The organism is Streptomyces sp. NPDC040405 (assembly GCF_055595765.1).
The window spans coordinates 19,268-34,608 of record NZ_JBVIVI010000028.1; the positions used below are offsets into that span (position 1 = coordinate 19,268).

The window sequence follows — 15,341 nt, forward strand, 5'->3', positions numbered from 1 at the left end:
CGCCAGGCAGGCTCAGCGTGCGAGAAAGCCCCCGTCGATGACCAGCTCGCTCCCGGTCATGTAGGACGATTCATCGCAAGCGAGGAACAAGACCCCGTACGCGATCTCCCGCGGGTCTCCGAGCCGACCGAGCGGGATGCTCTCGGCGTCGGTGCCGCGCTCCGAGGCCGAGGCCGAGCCGCCCCGCATCGCGGGCATATAGCCGGGATGCACCGAGTTCACCCGGACGTTGTCGCGCCCAAGGCGCAGGGCGGCCATCTTGGTGAACGTTCGTACAGCGCCCTTGGACGCGTAGTACCCCGGGTGGCCCCCGGTGCCTCCCACGATGCCCACGATGGACGAGATGTTGACGATCGAGCCGCCTTTCGCGGCCGCCATGCGCTTCCCGACTTTAGTCGTCCCCAGATACACGCTCGTCGCGTTCACGGACATGAGCGTGTTCCAACCGTCCAGGTCGTCGTGATCGGGAAAGGTCAGCCCGCTCAGCCCGGCGTTGTTGACCAGTGCGTCGATCCGGCCGTGGCGCTCCAACACTGTGTCGATCAGCCGGTCCCAGTCCTCCGGCACGGTGACGTCGGCCCGATGAAACACCACCTCCCCACCGCCGGCCGAGCGCGAGTCGGTCAACTCGTCGCCGCATTGCACATCGATGTCCGTGGCGATGACGTGCGCCCCATGAGAGGCAAGCAGGCGCACCTGTGCCTTCCCCAGCCCGCCGCCTGCGCCCGTCACGATCGCGACCCTGTCCTGCATCCGCATCCGCTTCACCTCGTTGTGTCGTGAGCTTCTGCGGGTGCGAACCACAGGAGTCCGAAACCGTCCTTGCGCTCTACTTCGGCTACCACGGCAAGGCCCGCCCGGAGGTCTGAGGGGTCACCGAGGTAGCGCCCGATCAGGCGGCCCCCGTCGCTGAGGTCCACCGCCACGATCCCGTAAGGCACATCCTGGCTGAACTCAGGGGCGAACGACCTGTTGGCGACCACCCAGGAGTAGACGCGGCCATCGCCCCGCACCGGCGCGAGGTTCCACCCCCGGGAGCCGCAGTGCGGGCAGAAGGGCTGGGGCGGAAAGAACCGCCGGTGACAGTTCGTGCACTCCGGGATGGTGAGGCGTCCCTGCGCCATCCCGTCCCACCACGGTGCGGTGTCGCGGTTCGGCGTGGGGACGACATACCCCGCAGCGCCTGGCCCGTTCATTTCCTGTCCCCGGTCAGGATGAGGGCCGAGCCGTCCATCATCGCGCCGGAAGTGACGACTGCGACGTCATTGCGGTCGAGTTGCCGGTCCCGTTCGTTGCCCTGGATCTGCAGGACGGCTTCCGCCAGGGTGTTCATCCCGTGGAGATACCCCTCACTGAGCAGACCCCCATGGGTATTGATCGGGAGCGATCCGTTCGCCCGCGTGGCGCCGCTCGCGACGAACGCCGGGGCCTCTCCGCGGGCACAGATCCCGAGCCCTTCCAGCGTCATCGGGACGACCGCACTGAAACAGTCGTAGATCTCGGCGAACTGGACTTCATCCTTCGTGACGCTCGCCGCGCCCCAGAGCCGGTCGGCGAGGTATGTATGGCAGTTCACGGACCAGTCCTCCCAGCTGAAGAGATCGGACATGTCGATGCCCGATCCGCGCGGCGTCGTCCATGCCGCGCTGTCGATGACGGCGGGACGCTGCCGAAGGTCACGCGCGTGCTCGAGGGACGTGACCAGCACGGCGCAGCCTCCGTCGACCTCGGGGGTGCAGTCGGCAGTGCGGAACGGGTCGACGACCCACGGCTTGGCGAGGTAGTCGTCGATCGTCAGCGGATTGCGCAGAATGGCCCGCTCGTTGCGTGCGGCGTACTCGCGTTGGGCGACGACGATCTCACCGAGGTCACGGGAGGTGGCGCCGGTCTCCACCATGTAGCGCCGTGCCCACATGGCGATGTACTGCGGGTAGGCACCGAATCCGATCGGATAACGAAAGTCGCTGGTCAGCGACTCGTAACTCGTCGAGCCTATCCGCAGGCCGCTGCGGCCGTTGAGCGCGCGGAAGACAAGGACGTTGCGCGCCATTCCGGACTCCACCGCCATTGCCGCGAGGGCGACCGCAAAGCACGGCGCCTGCCCTCCGAGGCTCAAGTCGAGCGCGAAGTCGAGCGGGCGCCCGCCGAGGCCGGCGGCGACCGCCTGACCGTAGACCGAATCGTTGAGCAGGCTGAAGGTGACGATTCCGTCGATCTCTGCTGTGTCGAGACCGGCGTTGTCGACCGCGGCACGGCAGGCCGTCGTCGCCAGGTCGAGGACGCTGACGCCGGACTCCCGGCTCAGTGAGGTGTAGCCCACCCCGGCGACAGCCGTCTTCCCTGCGAAGGTGGGCCTGCGGACGGCGGCCATCACAGGTTCCTGTAGCACGGCTCGCGCTTCTCGATGAAAGCATTGATGCCTTCCATCGAGTCCGGTTTCGTGAGGCAGTACTCAAGCGCATTGTCGCGCTCGATCCTCAGCGCGTGCGCGAAGTCGGTTCCCAGGCCCGCCCAGATGGTCTTCTTCATGTAATGCAGCGCCGTGGGACTCTTGAGCGCCAATCCGCGGGCGAATTTGAGGCCCTCGTCGATCAACTGATCATCCGGCACGATCCGGTTGACCAGCCTCCACTCGAACGCCTCGCGGGCATCGAGCATGCGCCCAGAGAACGCTAGTTCCAACGCGCGCGACGAGCCGACGAGCCGAGGGAGCCTCGCGAGTGCTCCGGCCCCGCCGATCTGCGCGAAGTTGATGTGCATGTCACCGATGCGCGCCGATTCCGCGGCCCAGGCGAAGTCGCAGGCGAGCAGCAACTCGGTGCCCCCCGCGGCGCAGATCCCGTTGACGAGCGCGACAACGGGTTTGGTCATCGACGTGACGCTGTCGACCAGCCGGCAGTATTCGTCAACGAACTTGGTGAACGCCACCGAGTCGGCCTGCAGCTTCCGGTACGCCGTGATATCGCCTCCCGCGCTGAACCCGCGGCCCGTTCCGGTGATCAGCACGGCACGGACGTCAGGTTCCGCTTCCGCGGTGGCCAGTGCCTTCGCAAGTTCTCGCTGGGTGTCCCAGTTGATCGCGTTGAGCTGGTCCGGGCGATTGAAGCGAAGGACGGCGGCCACCTGTCCTGCCGAGTCCAGGGGTTCGTGGTCGACGACGACCAGAGCGGTTTCGTGATCCGTGGGGGGCGCTGCTGAATTGATCGTCATGGCGGTTGGTCTTCCTGTCTGCCGGGACGGCCGGGCTGCTGTGACGGATACTCGTGACTCAGGTGAATTCAGGTCATGACGGTGCCTCACTGGTTCAGGTTTGTGAGCGCAGGTGGCGGCGCTGGACCTTCCCGGACGTCGTCGTGGGGAGGTGCGCGACCAGGCGGACCTCCCGCGGCGCCTTGTAGGCCGCCAGGTGCGTGCGCGCAAAGGCAATGAGGTCCATGTCCGTCACGGTCGCGCCTGGCTTCATGACCACGAAGGCGCTCACGCGCTCGCCGCGATAGGCGTCCGGCAGGCCGACGACAGCCGCCTGCCGCACGTCGTCGTGGCGAAGCAGGACCTCCTCCACCTCGCGCGGCCAGACCTTGTAGCCGGAGGTGTTGATCTGGTCCTTCAGGCGATCAACGATGTACACCCAGCCGTCGGCGTCCACGATGGCTCCGTCCCCGGTCCTCAAGACGCCATTGGGCATCGCATCGGCCGTCGCCTCAGGGTTGCGCCAGTACCCGGGGACTACAGATGGCCCGGACACCTCGAGTTCGCCCTGCCCTCCCGGGCCAAGCGGGGCACCGTCCAGGTCGACCACTCGCAGGGTCACCCCCGGCATGGCCTTGCCCACGGACAGGACCCCGGAAGCCTCATCGACCGGAGCGCGGGTACCGAGGGGCACCGCGACAACCGCCGACGTCGTCTCGGTCATGCCGTAGACGTTGTGAACGTAATGGCCGAGTCTGCGCTCCAGCGACTCGACCGTGGCCGGGGACACCGGCGCGCCTCCCGAGTAGAGGGCTCGGACACCGGCGAACACCTCCGGTGTGGCCCCGGTGCTGCCTGCGAGTGAAAGGTATGCCGTGATCGCGGCCACGGTGAAGGTCACGCCGTGCTCGACGAAGGCATCGAGCACCACGCCGGGATGAAAGCGTTCGGTCAGCACCAGCGGACTGCCGCTGACAAGCCCCATCACCGCGTTGATCACCGCACCCGTGATGTGGAACAGCGGCGCCATCGCCAGCACGGTGTCCCGCTCGTCGAGCCCTGCCACGGACGCGAACCCCGATGCCGAGGCCAGCACGGCCGCGTGCGTGTTCATGGCGCCCTTCGGTGGTCCCGTGGTCCCTGAGGTGTAGGTCAGGAAGGCACACGAGGCCGGGTCGGGGGCCGTCGCCCTTGGCCGCTCTCCCAGGCGTTGCATCGCCAGCTCGACGAGGTCCGCCTGGCGCGTAGCGGCCGGTTCGGGTCCCAGAACGCGGTCGTCGTCTCGCGTCTGGAAGTGCCGTGAGGAGGTCGCCAGCGACCAGGCGTCGACCCGCTCGCATGTCGCGCTGAGGTGCTCCGCCTCGCGGGTGCCGCAGACGACTCCCGCAGCGCCGGAGTCGGACAGCAGGTGCTCCAGTTCCTCACCGCGGTACATGGGGTTGATCAGCAGTGGGGCCGCCCCGATCTTCCAGAGCGCGAGCACGGTCAGCACGAACTGCGGACAGTTCTGCAGGGCGATGCCGACGACATCCCCGCAGCCCACGCCGCGTTCCTTGAGCACGACTGCCACGGCGTCAGACAGGTCGTCGGTCTCGCCCACCGAGAGCGTGCAGTCGAAGTAGACGAGAGCCGTGGAGCCGGGAGCCGCGCGGACGCGCGAACGCCAGGAGTCGAGGGCGGTCAGGGAAGCGGCGCGTGTCATCGATGCCCTCCTGGTCTCGTCTCTTGCTCTCATCCGACCTCGACTTATATTATCTGAAGTGACTTCAATAAAGCTAGCAAGAGAAGAGGCCTTGCTGTGACGGGTAGCGATCCGGAAGTTCGATACGACTTCAACACGATCGAAGTCGTACGCAAGAACGACATCCTCCACGTGACGCTGGCAAACCCGCGCAATGCCGTCAACGCTGTCGACGGGCCCATGCATCGTGAGCTCGGCAGGCTCTTCGAGCTGCTCAAGAACGAGCGGGAGGCGCGAGCCGTGGTCCTGACCGGTTCGGGCACGGCATTCAGTGCGGGTGGCGACTTCGCCTGGATGCGGGAGCAGGGGCCTGTCACGCTCCGTAATCTTCGCAACGAGGGCAAACAGCTCGTCTGGAACGCGCTCGATGTCGAGGTCCCGATCGTGGCCGCGGTCAACGGCCCGGCGGTCGGGCTGGGCGCGACACTCGCCTTGCTGTGCGACGTCGTCGTCATGGGAGAGTCGGCCACGATCGCCGACCCGCACGTGAAGGTGGGGCTCGTGGCGGGAGACGGCGGCGCGGTGCTGTGGCCCATGCTCATCGGCCCCATCCAGGCCAAGCGTTACCTGCTCACCGGCTCGGCGCTGACGGGCCCCGACGCCGCGCGGCTCGGGCTCGTCACGGAGTGCGTGCCGGACAGTGAACTGGCCGAGCGGGCCCACTCCTGGGCACGCCGCCTGGCCTCCGGTGCATCGGTGGCGATCTCCTACACGAAGCTTGCGGTCAATCAGATGATCAAGCAAGCGATGACCACCGCATTCGACTACTCAACCGCGCTCGAGGTCCTGACCTTCGTCAGCGCCGATCACAAGGAGGCGCTCGACGCGATGGAGCAGAAGCGCACGCCGGAGTTCCAGGGCCGATGAGCGACGCGACCGAGGCGCGCACGGCCGAACCGCCCGGTTTGGACCTCGCCGCCCTCAGAGCCCACCTCGAATCGGCGCTGCCCGGCACCACCACCGGTGAGTTGACCGGCTCCGTGATCGCGGGCGGAAAGTCCAACCTCACCTACGACGTGACCGACGGATCACGGCACTGGGTCGTGCGGCGCCCACCCCTTGGCCATGTGCTGGCGACCGCCCACGACATGAGCCGCGAGCATCGCGTACTGACGGCCCTGCACGGCAGTCAGGTCCCCGTCCCCCGCACGTATCTGCTGTGCGACTCCCCCGACGTCATCGGTGCCCCGTTCTACGTGATGGAACGCGTCGAGGGAATGACCTTCCGCTGGCGGTCGCAACTCGAACCGCTCGGAGCCGGGCGGGTCGAAGCAATATCACGCCGTCTGGTCTCCACACTGGCGTCCCTGCACGCGGTAGACCCCACGGGGGTCGGTCTGGGCGACTTCGGCCGGCCCGACGGCTACCTCGAGCGCCAGGTGCGGCGGTGGGGCCGCCAGCTCGACGCGTCACGCAGCCGCGACCTCGCAGGCGTCAACGAACTCCGGCGCCTGCTGGAGTCGACCGTGCCGCCTTCGGGTGAGGCGGCCCTCGTGCACGGCGACTTCCGGTTGGACAACACGCTCGTCGACGACCAGGACAATATAGTCGCGCTGCTGGACTGGGAGATGGCGACTCTCGGGGACCCGCTGGCCGATCTGGCGCTCATGCTCGCCTACGACCGGCTCGCCAGGCACCCCGAGGGTGACGGCATCGCCGATGCCTCCACGGCCGCCGGATACCTCGGCGCCTCCGAGGTGGTCGATCTCTATGCCGCGTTGAGCGGTCGCGACGTGTCACGGATCGGGTTCCACCTCGGCCTCGCGTTCTTCAAACTGGCCGTCATCCTCGAGGGCATCCATTTCCGATTCGTCAGTGGGCGGACCGTGGGTGACGGATTCAACCGCGCCGGGGCACTGGTCGAGCCCGCAATCGCCGCCGGCCTCGAATCACTGAAGGAGTAGTACTGATGGATTTCGCGCACGACGATGTCACGAAGGTGAAGCTCGAGGAGCTGACCTCCTTCATGGACGACTACATCTACCCGTCTGAGCAGACATTCGCCGAACAACTCGCCGCACTCGACGACCGGTGGGCATGGTCGCGTGTCCCTGTGCTGCAGGAGCTCAGGGCCGAGGCCCGGCGACGGGGCCTGTGGAACCTCTTCCTGCCTGGCAAGGACGGCGGCGGTCTGACGAACTTGCAGTACGCGCCGCTAGCGGAGCTCACCGGACGCAGCCTTCACCTTGCTCCGCCCGCGCTGAACTGCTCTGCGCCGGATACCGGCAACATGGAGGTGCTGCACCTGTTCGGCACCGAGGACCAGCGGAAGCGGTGGCTCGAACCGCTGCTGAACGGCGAGATCCGCTCATCGTTCGCGATGACGGAGCCGCGCGTGGCGTCGTCCGACGCGACCAACATCGAAACGTCGATCGTCCGGGACGGCGACGAGTACGTGCTGAACGGCCGCAAGTGGTGGATCACCGGGGCGCTGAACCCCGACGCGGCGATCTTCATCGTCATGGGCAAGACCGATCCGAGCGCCCCTCGGCACCAGCAGCAGAGCCAGGTTCTCGTCCCCAGGGACACCAAGGGGCTGACCGTCCTGCGCGGGATGCACGTCTTCGGCTACGACGATCACAGCCACGGCGGGCATGCCGAGCTCGTGCTGGAGAACGTCCGGGTGCCGGTGTCCAATATGATCGGTCGCGCAGGCGATGGCTTCGCCATCGCGCAGGCACGGCTGGGCCCCGGTCGCATCCACCACTGCATGCGCTCGATCGGTGTCGCCGAGCGTGCCGTGGAGCTCATGGTGCGCCGCGCCTCGGAGCGAGTCGCGTTCGGTAAGCCGATCGCCGATCAGGGTGTGGTGCGTGGCTGGATCGCCGAGTCCCGGGTCCGGATCGAGCAACTTCGACTGCTGGCGCTCAAGACGGCCTGGTTGATGGACACGGTCGGGAACAAGGGCGCGCACTCGGAGATCCAAGCGATCAAGATCGCGACACCGAAGACGATCGAATGGATCCTGGACAAGGCCATCCAGGTACATGGCGCGGGTGGCCTGAGCCAGGACTACTTCCTGGCTCAGGCATTCGCCGGGATGCGAACGCTGCGTTTCGCGGACGGCCCCGACGAGGTCCACCAGAACTCGCTGGCACGCGCGGAGATTCGCCGCTTGGCGGGTGCCTAACGGGCCGTCCAGCCGCCGTCGACGGCGAGCACTTGCCCAGTGCAGTAGGAGGATGCCGGGGAAGTGAGGAAGAGCAGCGCGGTGTCCAGTTCGTGCTCCGCACCCGGGCGGCCGACCATGGTGTTGCGCTCGACCCAGCCGGCCGAGCGTTCATCGGCGAACAGTCCAGCGGTCATCTCGGACGGGAACCAGCCGGGCGCGAGGGCGTTGACCCGGACCCCGCGCCGGCCCCATTGGCCGGCCAGCTCGCGAGTCAGCCCGATGAGTCCTGCCTTGGAGGAGGCATATCCCGCGCCACCGACCGGCGCGCCGGACACCAGCCCGAGGATCGAAGCGACGTTGACGATGCTCATCCCCGACGGCGGGTCGGCGGCCATGACCAGGTCGCGCGTCAACGCGTAGGCGGCAACGAGATTGACCGAGAGCAGCCGCAGGACGTCGTCGGGCTCCTCCTCCTCGGCACGGAGGGGACCGCTCATGCCCGCGTTGTTCACGACGATGTCGACCCGGCCCGATCCCGTCGCCTCGCCCACCGCCTCCGTGACGATCCGGCGACGGTCCTCGGGCGAGTCGATGTCGCCCGGCAGGGGCCTGATCGCGGGATGCAGTCGCCGCAATTCGGCCAGCCGGTCGGCACGGCGGGCCGTGGCCACTACGTCCGCGCCCGCCTCGGCGAGCAGCAGGGCGAAGCGGGCGCCGAGTCCCGACGACGCCCCGGTCACCAACGCGGTGCGGCCCTTCAGGGAAAAGAGCTCGGCCGGGGACTGTGGTGCAGTGAGATCCATGTCTGGCCATCCTCAAGAGGTCGCAACTGAACTAACATCAATTTAGTACCAACCTAGCGGCCACATCGAGGAGAGAATCGAGGAGAGAATCGAGGAGAGATGCGTCGAACCATCTTCGAAACCGAGCATGAGGACTTCCGGGCCACGGTTCGGGAGTTCGTGGAGCGCGAGATCAAGCCCCACGTCGAGGTACACGGGGCGCAGGGCGAGATACCCCAAGAGGTGTGGCGCACAGCGGGCGGCCACGGTTTCCTCGGCCTGTGTGTGCCTGAGGACCTCGGCGGGGCGGGGATTGACGACTACCGGTTCAATGCCGTCCTCGACGAGGAACTCGTCCAGGCCGGCCTCGCGTACGCATGCGCGCTAGGGGTGCACACGCATGTCATCGCTCCCTACCTCGTGAACCTCACGACCCCCGACCAGCGCAAGCGCTGGCTACCGTCGTTCTGCCGCGGCGAGCTGGTCACGGCCATCGCGATGACCGAGCCGTCCGGCGGGTCCGACCTGGCGGCCTTGCGGACCCGCGCGGTGCGCCAGGGGCGCGAGTGGGTAATCAACGGCGCCAAGACCTTCATCACGAACGGCGTGTCAGCGGCGCTCACCATCGTCGCAGCGCAGACCGAACCCGGCAGCCGTTCGAAGGGGATCACACTCTTCGCGGTGGAGGCCGGTACACCGGGTTTCGACCACGGCAAGCGGCTGTCCAAGGTCGGCCAGCCACAGGGCGACACCGCGGAGCTCTACTTCGACGAAGTCCGGGTCCCCGACGATGCGGTGATCGGAGAAGTCGGCGGAGGCTTCCCGGCGATGATGAAGCATCTGGCCCAGGAACGCCTCGCGTCGGCGGTGTGCAACATCGCGCACGCGAGGAAGGTGCTCGACGAGGCGATCGCCCATGTCAAACGGCGCGAGGCGTTCGGTAAGACCATTGCCGCTCTCCAGCACACGCGCTTCCTGCTCGCCGACCTGGTGACCGAGGCCGAGGCGACGCAGGCGTTCGTCGACGCGTGCATCGCGGCGCATGTCGCTCACGAGCTCACCCCGGAGCAGGCAGCGATGGCCAAGCTCAAGACATCCGAAGTACAGGGCACGATCGTCGATGCCGCCGTCCAGATGCACGGCGGGCTGGGTTACATGCGCGAGAGCGCCGTCGCCCAGGACTGGATGGACGCCCGTGTCACGCGCATCTGGGCCGGCACCAACGAGATCATGCGCGAGGTCATCGGCCGTTCGGTGACCCGATGAACGTGGGCGCGAGGTACCGCAGGACGGCTCGGTGATCGCTCGGACGGGTTCGCCGAATCTCCCAGCAGAACGGCTCCGGTCCGCCAGACGCTTTCCAGCAGATCAGCGTCGGCGATCTCCTCGGTTGATGCGTACACGCCCACTCGTGGGTCGGCGAACCCAGCGCGCAACACCTTGGGCGTTCGGGGCTGCCACACCCGTCTCCGCGTGCCCCGGAGCCACCGCGTTCAGGAAGATCCCGAAGCCAGGGGTGTCGGCGACGCGCCACCGGGAAGCGGCTCCGAGTCGATCGGTCACCGCGCCCGGCCGGCCCTCGACCAGCGCCTCCGCGATCCGCTGTTTGACCTCCGGGCCGTCCACACCGGCCGCGTCCGCCACGTCGAGTTCGACCGCCTTGGCGGCAGGCAGCTCCCTGCCGGCGGGGCGGCATTCTCGACGTCCACGTCTGCCGGCACGACCTCCCGTACCCCCTCCGCGGCGACCTGCCGGGGCACGGCCGCACCCATGGCGGAACCGGAGCCCGCCACCGAGCACCTTTTCCGCGAATCGACCCGCCTGGACATCCCTGCGCACCATGGCCATCACCTCCCCGATTCATTGAATTGACTTCAACTCTGTCAGCGAGGACGCCTGTGAGACTGACAAGACCTGAGACTGTGAAGATGCGGGCACTGCGGCTGATCACGTGGGGAGAACCCCCGGCTCCGGCCCAGGTCGATCGGCCGGTCCCCCACGGCCAGGAGGTGCTGTTGCGGGTGGAGGCCACCGGGCTCTGCCACTCCGACCTGCACCTCACCAGCGCGCCTGAAGGCGCTTTCCGCTACCGACTTCCCTTCACCCTCGGCCACGAGGTCGCCGGGCACGTCGCGGCGCTCGGGCCCCAAGCCGAAGGGGGCGCGGTCGGCGAACGCGTGGTGCTCTACGGACCGTGGGGCTGCGGCGCGTGCGACCGCTGCGCCGCGGGGACGGACAACTACTGCGACCGGCGCGACACCCTCGCCTGGAGCGGGGCCGGACTGGGCCGGGACGGAGGAATGGCCGAGTACGTCCTCGTCCCGTCCGTCCGATATCTGGTGCCGATCGGCGACCTGGCGGCTGACCAAGCGGCACCGCTCTCCGACGCGGGCCTGACGTCTTACCACGCCATCGCCGGCCTGCGGCACATTCTCGAACCAGGCTCTACCGTCCTCGTCATCGGTGTCGGCGGGCTCGGCCACCTGGCCGTCCAGATCCTCCGCGCGACCACGGAGAGTCGGGTTCTCGCGGTCGACATCCGAGAGGACGCCCTGGCTCTCGCGTACCGCTGCGGAGCACACTTCGGAACCTCGCTGCAAGCGGACACCGGCCATGTGCTGAAGGCGCGGAACGGTGGCATCGGACCGGACGCCGTGCTCGACTTCGCCGGCACCACGGCCTCGATGGAGCTCGCGGCGAGCGTCCTGCGCCCGGGTGGCGCACTCGCGGTGGTCGGCAGTGGCGGCGGCCACCTGACGGTACGCAAGCCAGGCGCGCTGCCGCGGGGCTTCAGCCTTTCGCTGCCGTTCTGGGGAAGCCGCCCCGAGCTCGCCGAGGTCATCGCGCTGGCGCGCTCGGGGGCGATCCGCGTCGAGACGGAGCAGTTCCCGCTGTCCGCGGCGCCGGAGGCCTTCGAGCGGCTCCGGCGAGGCCGGGTGCAGGGGAGGGCTGTGCTGGTGCCCGACTGATGTGCCGCTTCCTCCGGTCCCTCGAATGCCCACCCACCGCAGAAGGAGAAAAGGGAATGCGATTTACCGAAAAGGTCGTGGTCGTCACAGGTGGTGCCCGGGGCATGGGCGCCTCGCACGTACGCGGTCTGGCCGCGGAAGGTGCCCAGGTCGCCATCTGCGATGTACTGGACGACGAGGGTGAAGCCCTGGCCAGGGAACTCCCCTGCGCACAGTATTGGCATCTCGATGTCACCAGCGAAGAGTCGTGGCAGTCCGCTGTCCGCGCGGTGGAGGAAGCCTTCGGTCCTGTGGATATCTTGATCAACAATGCGGGGATCATCTACCACGGCGGGGTCGAAGAGCAGTCCCCTGATCAGTTCCGCCGGATCCTCGACGTCAATCTGGTGGGTGCCTTCCTCGGCATGCACACCGTCCTGCCCGCCATGCGCCACCGCGGCCGCGGAGCCGTCGTGAACATCTCCTCGGCGGCCGGCCTCATGGGCTTCGCAGACGGCATCGGCTACGTCGCGAGCAAGTGGGGCGTGCGGGGCATGACCAAGGCAGCGGCACTGGACCTGGCAGGCACCGGGATACGCATCAACTCCGTACACCCCGGTGTCATCAAGACGCCCATGGGAGAGGCAGCCACCCCCGAGCTGTTCGCCCAGCAGCCGCTGCCGCGCATCGGGGAGCCTGAGGAGGTCACCCGCATGGTGCTCTTCCTCGCCAGCGACGACGCCTCCTACACCACCGGAGGCGAGTTCCTCGTCGATGGCGGCCAGACCATAGGCCGGATGGGTCATGCCCGTGCTTCCGACACCGAGGCCGGCAACTGAGAGTGAAGCGCCCCGGGTGACCGCCGGTGCAATGCTCGGCGGTCACCCGGGTTGTTCGGTGCCTCTACACGTCCTTGCGGATGGTGAGAAGTGTGCCGATTCCGATCACGCACACCGCCATGACGTAGAACGCCGGGGAGAGCAGGTTGCCGGTCTGGTCGACCAGGTAAGCCGCGATGTAGGGCGCCGTACCGCCGGCGAGGACGACGCCGACGTTGTACCCGATGGCCATGCCGGTGTAACGGACCCGGCGCTCGAACAGACGCGGCCACAGGCTGGCCGCAGGAGCCAGCACCAGCGAGCCGCTTGAGAGGAACAGAAGGTATGCAGCACCCGCGAGGGCCAGATTACCCCGGCCCATTAGCGACATCGCGGGATAAGCGGTCACCAGGAACCCCAGCAAGCCGATCATCACGATGCGACGGCAGCCGAACCGGAGGGCAAGCCAACCCGCCGGCAGCATGAGCAGCACGGAGACGAACACAACGCCCGAGGTCATCCAGAACACGTGGGTCGGGTCATATCCCAGGTTGGTGGTCAGATGGATACCGATGTACGTCAGGCCGAGGAAAAGGGCACCGCTCTGCGCCACTGACAATCCCACAGCCTGCAGAAGCGCCTTGCGGTGGGTCGAGAGAACCTCACGGATCGGGGCAACAGGAATGTCACGCCTCTGGGCGGCCGCCGCGAATTCAGGGGTGTCCTCGACCCGCAGTCGGGCCCAGAGGCAGAACAGGGTGAGAGGCACGGCCATCAGGAAGGGCAGCCGCCAGCCCCACGCCGCCATCTGATCCTGCGTGGTGAGCCCGGAGACCGTGCCTGCTGCTGCGGCTGCGAGCGCGAACCCGAGGTTGGACCCCATGGGCGTAAATCCACCGAGGAAGGCCCGTCTACGAGGCGGCGCCGACTCGTAGACGTAGGCGTACGAGCCCACCGACTCGCCGCCGGAGGAGATCCCCTGCGCCATCCTGGCGAGCAACAGCAGGACTGCGGCCGTCACACCGATCTGGTGGTACGTCGGCAGCAGCCCGGTGGCGCTGCTGGCGACCCCCATGCACAGCACCGAGGAGACCAGCGCCTTACGGCGGCCGAACCGGTCGCCGAGCCACCCGAAGAAGATACCCCCGAGCGGTCGCACGACAAGGCCGGTGCCGAACACCGCGAGCGCGGCCAGCACCGAGGCGGCTGGATCGTCGCCCGGAAAGAACTGTGGAGCCATGACCACGGCCAGGTAGCCGTAAATACTGAAATCGTAGTACTCGATCAACGTGCCGAGGCATGCCGCGAGTATCGCGCGGCGTACGGAACGCGGACTGGGCGGCGCCGGTTCCGCCTCCGAGGCGGCGGACTGGTGAGTGACGCTCATGACCGACTCTCCCTCCTACGGCACAGGCCATTCTCTGCCGACGCCTCGGAGGCTACAGAATTGAACTCAGCACAGCTAGCCTCGCGCACGGTCTTTCGAAAAAGCACAGTACAAGGCCATGTTCCCGTAGCGCAGCAACCCCTGCAGGGCCGCGATCCACCCCATTTTTTGAACTCGATTTAGTAGAGATTGAGGATGCGATGACGGCTCCGGCAGCCGCTCGACGGAGCGATTTGAGGCCCTCGGCGGGGCGACCGAGGGCCTCAAATCGTGCCCGCCGTGGTCTGGGCGAGCAGTCCCTGCTGGGCGCCCACATGCCTGTAGAGACCCAGCCTGACCTTCCAGCAGCTGCGTCCATGCCAGCCATGGGGTGAGCAGGACATACAGCTCGTACGGGATCCGTTCGACCTTGCCCTTGTCGTCCACAAGCGCCTCGCGCCGGTCCTTGCGCACGACGCCGTCCATCGGCACAGGGTCGGCCAGGTCGCAGAAGCGCGCCTTGCCGTCGACCCCGGCGTACGTCTCCAGCAGTGCGAGCGCATCCATCACCGGCCGGTCAGGCGGTGTTGTTGCACCTGAAGCCCAGCGGCATCTGCCGGTAGTTGTCGCTGTACGACGACCGCAGCGTGGAGCGGACCTTGGCCTTGAACACCTTCTCGTTGGCCTTCGCCTCGGCAATCAGGTCGCGCAACGTCTTCTCCCCGTGAAGGGGGACTGTAAATCGTTCGGTGTAACTCCCGATCATGGAAGATGCATCGATGACCAGTGAGAACGTGTCCGAGCACGAGGCTGCCGGGTCGGCAGCGGCGGTGTCGGCGAAGGCCGTGGACGACCAGCTGATTGACGAGCTGGTGAGCCGTGCCCAGGCCGGGGGCCTTCAGTTGACCGGCGAGGGCGGGCTGCTGCAGCAGTTGACGAAGCGGCTGCTGGAATCCGCCCTCGAGGGCGGGATCACCGATCACCTCGGCTATGACAAGCACGATCCGGCGGGCAAGGACGGTGGCAACTCCCGCAACGGCAAACGATCCAAGACCGTGCTGACCGACGTGGGGCCGGTGGAGATAACCGTGCCCCGCGACCGCGACGGCTCCTTCGAACCGAAGATCGTCAAGAAGCGGCAGAAGCGCCTGACCGGCGTCGATGAGATGGTCATCTCGCTGGCCGCCAAGGGCTTGACCACCGGAGAAGTCCAGGCCCACCTGGCCGAGGTTTACGGCGCCGAGGTCTCCCGGCAGACCATCTCCACCATCACCGGCAAAGTCCTTGAGGGCATGGCCGAATGGCAGAACCGCCCCCTCGACGCTGTCTATCCGGTGGTCTTCATCGACGCCATCCACGTGAAGATCCGCGACGGTGGCGTCGCC

Annotated in this window: 16 protein-coding genes; 7 read left to right on the top strand and 9 right to left on the bottom strand. The window is 67.4% G+C overall.

Annotation, left to right across the window (positions count from 1 at the left end; all coding sequences use genetic code 11):
• Window positions 1-12: 12 nt before the first annotated feature.
• The 5 genes from ACZ59A_RS44130 to ACZ59A_RS44150 all read right to left on the bottom strand — a co-directional run bounded on the left by ACZ59A_RS44130 (window position 13) and on the right by ACZ59A_RS44150 (window position 4,891).
• Window positions 13-759 carry an SDR family NAD(P)-dependent oxidoreductase gene (locus ACZ59A_RS44130; protein WP_470971312.1) on the bottom strand — a complete coding sequence of 249 codons (747 nt, stop codon included), beginning with the start codon at window positions 757-759 and terminating at the stop codon, window positions 13-15.
• A 5-nt stretch (window positions 760-764) separates the two neighbouring features.
• Entirely contained in the window at window positions 765-1,196 is a 432-nt protein-coding gene (locus ACZ59A_RS44135; protein ID WP_470971315.1) for a Zn-ribbon domain-containing OB-fold protein, read from the bottom strand.
• The gene (locus ACZ59A_RS44140; protein ID WP_470971317.1) at window positions 1,193-2,371 is read right to left on the bottom strand and encodes a thiolase C-terminal domain-containing protein; all 1,179 of its coding nucleotides are present in this window, start codon (window positions 2,369-2,371) and stop codon (window positions 1,193-1,195) included. The genes ACZ59A_RS44135 and ACZ59A_RS44140 overlap by 4 nt, the downstream gene beginning before the upstream one ends.
• Window positions 2,371-3,210: an enoyl-CoA hydratase/isomerase family protein gene (locus ACZ59A_RS44145; RefSeq protein ID WP_470971320.1), complete on the bottom strand. Its 840-nt coding sequence runs from the start codon at window positions 3,208-3,210 to the stop codon at window positions 2,371-2,373. The genes ACZ59A_RS44140 and ACZ59A_RS44145 overlap by 1 nt, the downstream gene beginning before the upstream one ends.
• 94 nt (window positions 3,211-3,304) lie before the next feature.
• On the bottom strand, window positions 3,305-4,891 hold the full coding sequence (locus tag ACZ59A_RS44150; RefSeq protein WP_470971322.1) for a class I adenylate-forming enzyme family protein: 1,587 nt from the start codon (window positions 4,889-4,891) through the stop codon (window positions 3,305-3,307).
• 96 nt (window positions 4,892-4,987) lie between these two features.
• On the opposite strand from ACZ59A_RS44150, the gene ACZ59A_RS44155 reads away from it, so the two are divergent.
• From ACZ59A_RS44155 to ACZ59A_RS44165, 3 genes are read left to right on the top strand one after another with little or no spacing between them, the layout of a single operon-like run.
• The gene (locus ACZ59A_RS44155; RefSeq protein WP_470971325.1) at window positions 4,988-5,797 is read left to right on the top strand and encodes an enoyl-CoA hydratase/isomerase family protein; all 810 of its coding nucleotides are present in this window, start codon (window positions 4,988-4,990) and stop codon (window positions 5,795-5,797) included.
• Entirely contained in the window at window positions 5,794-6,834 is a 1,041-nt protein-coding gene (locus ACZ59A_RS44160; protein ID WP_470971328.1) for a phosphotransferase family protein, read from the top strand. The genes ACZ59A_RS44155 and ACZ59A_RS44160 overlap by 4 nt, the downstream gene beginning before the upstream one ends.
• Before the next feature lie 5 nt (window positions 6,835-6,839).
• Window positions 6,840-8,060, top strand: coding sequence for an acyl-CoA dehydrogenase family protein (locus ACZ59A_RS44165; protein WP_470971331.1), 1,221 nt, complete (start codon window positions 6,840-6,842; stop codon window positions 8,058-8,060).
• On the opposite strand, the gene ACZ59A_RS44170 is transcribed toward ACZ59A_RS44165, so the two are convergent.
• A complete protein-coding gene (locus ACZ59A_RS44170; RefSeq protein ID WP_470971334.1) occupies window positions 8,057-8,845 on the bottom strand; it encodes an SDR family NAD(P)-dependent oxidoreductase in 789 nt (262 codons plus the stop codon). The genes ACZ59A_RS44165 and ACZ59A_RS44170 overlap by 4 nt on opposite strands.
• Window positions 8,846-8,944: 99 nt before the next feature.
• On the opposite strand from ACZ59A_RS44170, the gene ACZ59A_RS44175 reads away from it, so the two are divergent.
• From ACZ59A_RS44175 to ACZ59A_RS44185, 3 genes are all read left to right on the top strand, one after another.
• Entirely contained in the window at window positions 8,945-10,090 is a 1,146-nt protein-coding gene (locus ACZ59A_RS44175; protein WP_470971336.1) for an acyl-CoA dehydrogenase family protein, read from the top strand.
• A 662-nt stretch (window positions 10,091-10,752) separates the two neighbouring features.
• On the top strand, window positions 10,753-11,793 hold the full coding sequence (locus ACZ59A_RS44180; protein ID WP_470971339.1) for an NAD(P)-dependent alcohol dehydrogenase: 1,041 nt from the start codon (window positions 10,753-10,755) through the stop codon (window positions 11,791-11,793).
• Window positions 11,794-11,849: 56 nt separating this feature from the next.
• On the top strand, window positions 11,850-12,611 hold the full coding sequence (locus ACZ59A_RS44185; protein WP_470971341.1) for an SDR family oxidoreductase: 762 nt from the start codon (window positions 11,850-11,852) through the stop codon (window positions 12,609-12,611).
• 64 nt (window positions 12,612-12,675) lie between these two features.
• Here the strand turns inward: ACZ59A_RS44185 and ACZ59A_RS44190 are convergent, their stop codons facing one another.
• From ACZ59A_RS44190 to ACZ59A_RS44200, 3 genes are all read right to left on the bottom strand, one after another.
• On the bottom strand, window positions 12,676-13,977 hold the full coding sequence (locus ACZ59A_RS44190) for an MFS transporter (protein ID WP_470971344.1): 1,302 nt from the start codon (window positions 13,975-13,977) through the stop codon (window positions 12,676-12,678).
• 75 nt (window positions 13,978-14,052) lie between these two features.
• A complete protein-coding gene (locus ACZ59A_RS44195) occupies window positions 14,053-14,523 on the bottom strand; it encodes a hypothetical protein (RefSeq protein ID WP_470971347.1) in 471 nt (156 codons plus the stop codon).
• Window positions 14,524-14,533: 10 nt separating this feature from the next.
• Window positions 14,534-14,668: a hypothetical protein gene (locus ACZ59A_RS44200; protein ID WP_470971349.1), complete on the bottom strand. Its 135-nt coding sequence runs from the start codon at window positions 14,666-14,668 to the stop codon at window positions 14,534-14,536.
• A gap of 67 nt (window positions 14,669-14,735) precedes the next feature.
• On the opposite strand from ACZ59A_RS44200, the gene ACZ59A_RS44205 reads away from it, so the two are divergent.
• The coding region (locus ACZ59A_RS44205; protein ID WP_470971351.1) for an IS256 family transposase at window positions 14,736-15,341 on the top strand (606 nt) is incomplete at its 3' end.

Excerpts from the sequence above, each read along its gene's own strand:
- ACZ59A_RS44185 (WP_470971341.1), top strand. The coding sequence starts at position 11,850 with ATGCGATTTACCGAAAAGGTCGTGGTCGTCACAGGTGGTGCCCGGGGC.
- ACZ59A_RS44145 (WP_470971320.1), bottom strand. The coding sequence starts at position 3,210 with ATGACGATCAATTCAGCAGCGCCCCCCACGGATCACGAAACCGCTCTG.
- ACZ59A_RS44175 (WP_470971336.1), top strand. The coding sequence starts at position 8,945 with ATGCGTCGAACCATCTTCGAAACCGAGCATGAGGACTTCCGGGCCACG.
- ACZ59A_RS44170 (WP_470971334.1), bottom strand. The coding sequence starts at position 8,845 with ATGGATCTCACTGCACCACAGTCCCCGGCCGAGCTCTTTTCCCTGAAG.
- ACZ59A_RS44160 (WP_470971328.1), top strand. The coding sequence starts at position 5,794 with ATGAGCGACGCGACCGAGGCGCGCACGGCCGAACCGCCCGGTTTGGAC.
- ACZ59A_RS44150 (WP_470971322.1), bottom strand. The coding sequence starts at position 4,891 with ATGACACGCGCCGCTTCCCTGACCGCCCTCGACTCCTGGCGTTCGCGC.
- ACZ59A_RS44140 (WP_470971317.1), bottom strand. The coding sequence starts at position 2,371 with ATGGCCGCCGTCCGCAGGCCCACCTTCGCAGGGAAGACGGCTGTCGCC.
- ACZ59A_RS44135 (WP_470971315.1), bottom strand. The coding sequence starts at position 1,196 with ATGAACGGGCCAGGCGCTGCGGGGTATGTCGTCCCCACGCCGAACCGC.
- ACZ59A_RS44165 (WP_470971331.1), top strand. The coding sequence starts at position 6,840 with ATGGATTTCGCGCACGACGATGTCACGAAGGTGAAGCTCGAGGAGCTG.
- ACZ59A_RS44190 (WP_470971344.1), bottom strand. The coding sequence starts at position 13,977 with ATGAGCGTCACTCACCAGTCCGCCGCCTCGGAGGCGGAACCGGCGCCG.
- ACZ59A_RS44130 (WP_470971312.1), bottom strand. The coding sequence starts at position 759 with ATGCGGATGCAGGACAGGGTCGCGATCGTGACGGGCGCAGGCGGCGGG.
- ACZ59A_RS44180 (WP_470971339.1), top strand. The coding sequence starts at position 10,753 with ATGCGGGCACTGCGGCTGATCACGTGGGGAGAACCCCCGGCTCCGGCC.
- ACZ59A_RS44195 (WP_470971347.1), bottom strand. The coding sequence starts at position 14,523 with ATGGATGCGCTCGCACTGCTGGAGACGTACGCCGGGGTCGACGGCAAG.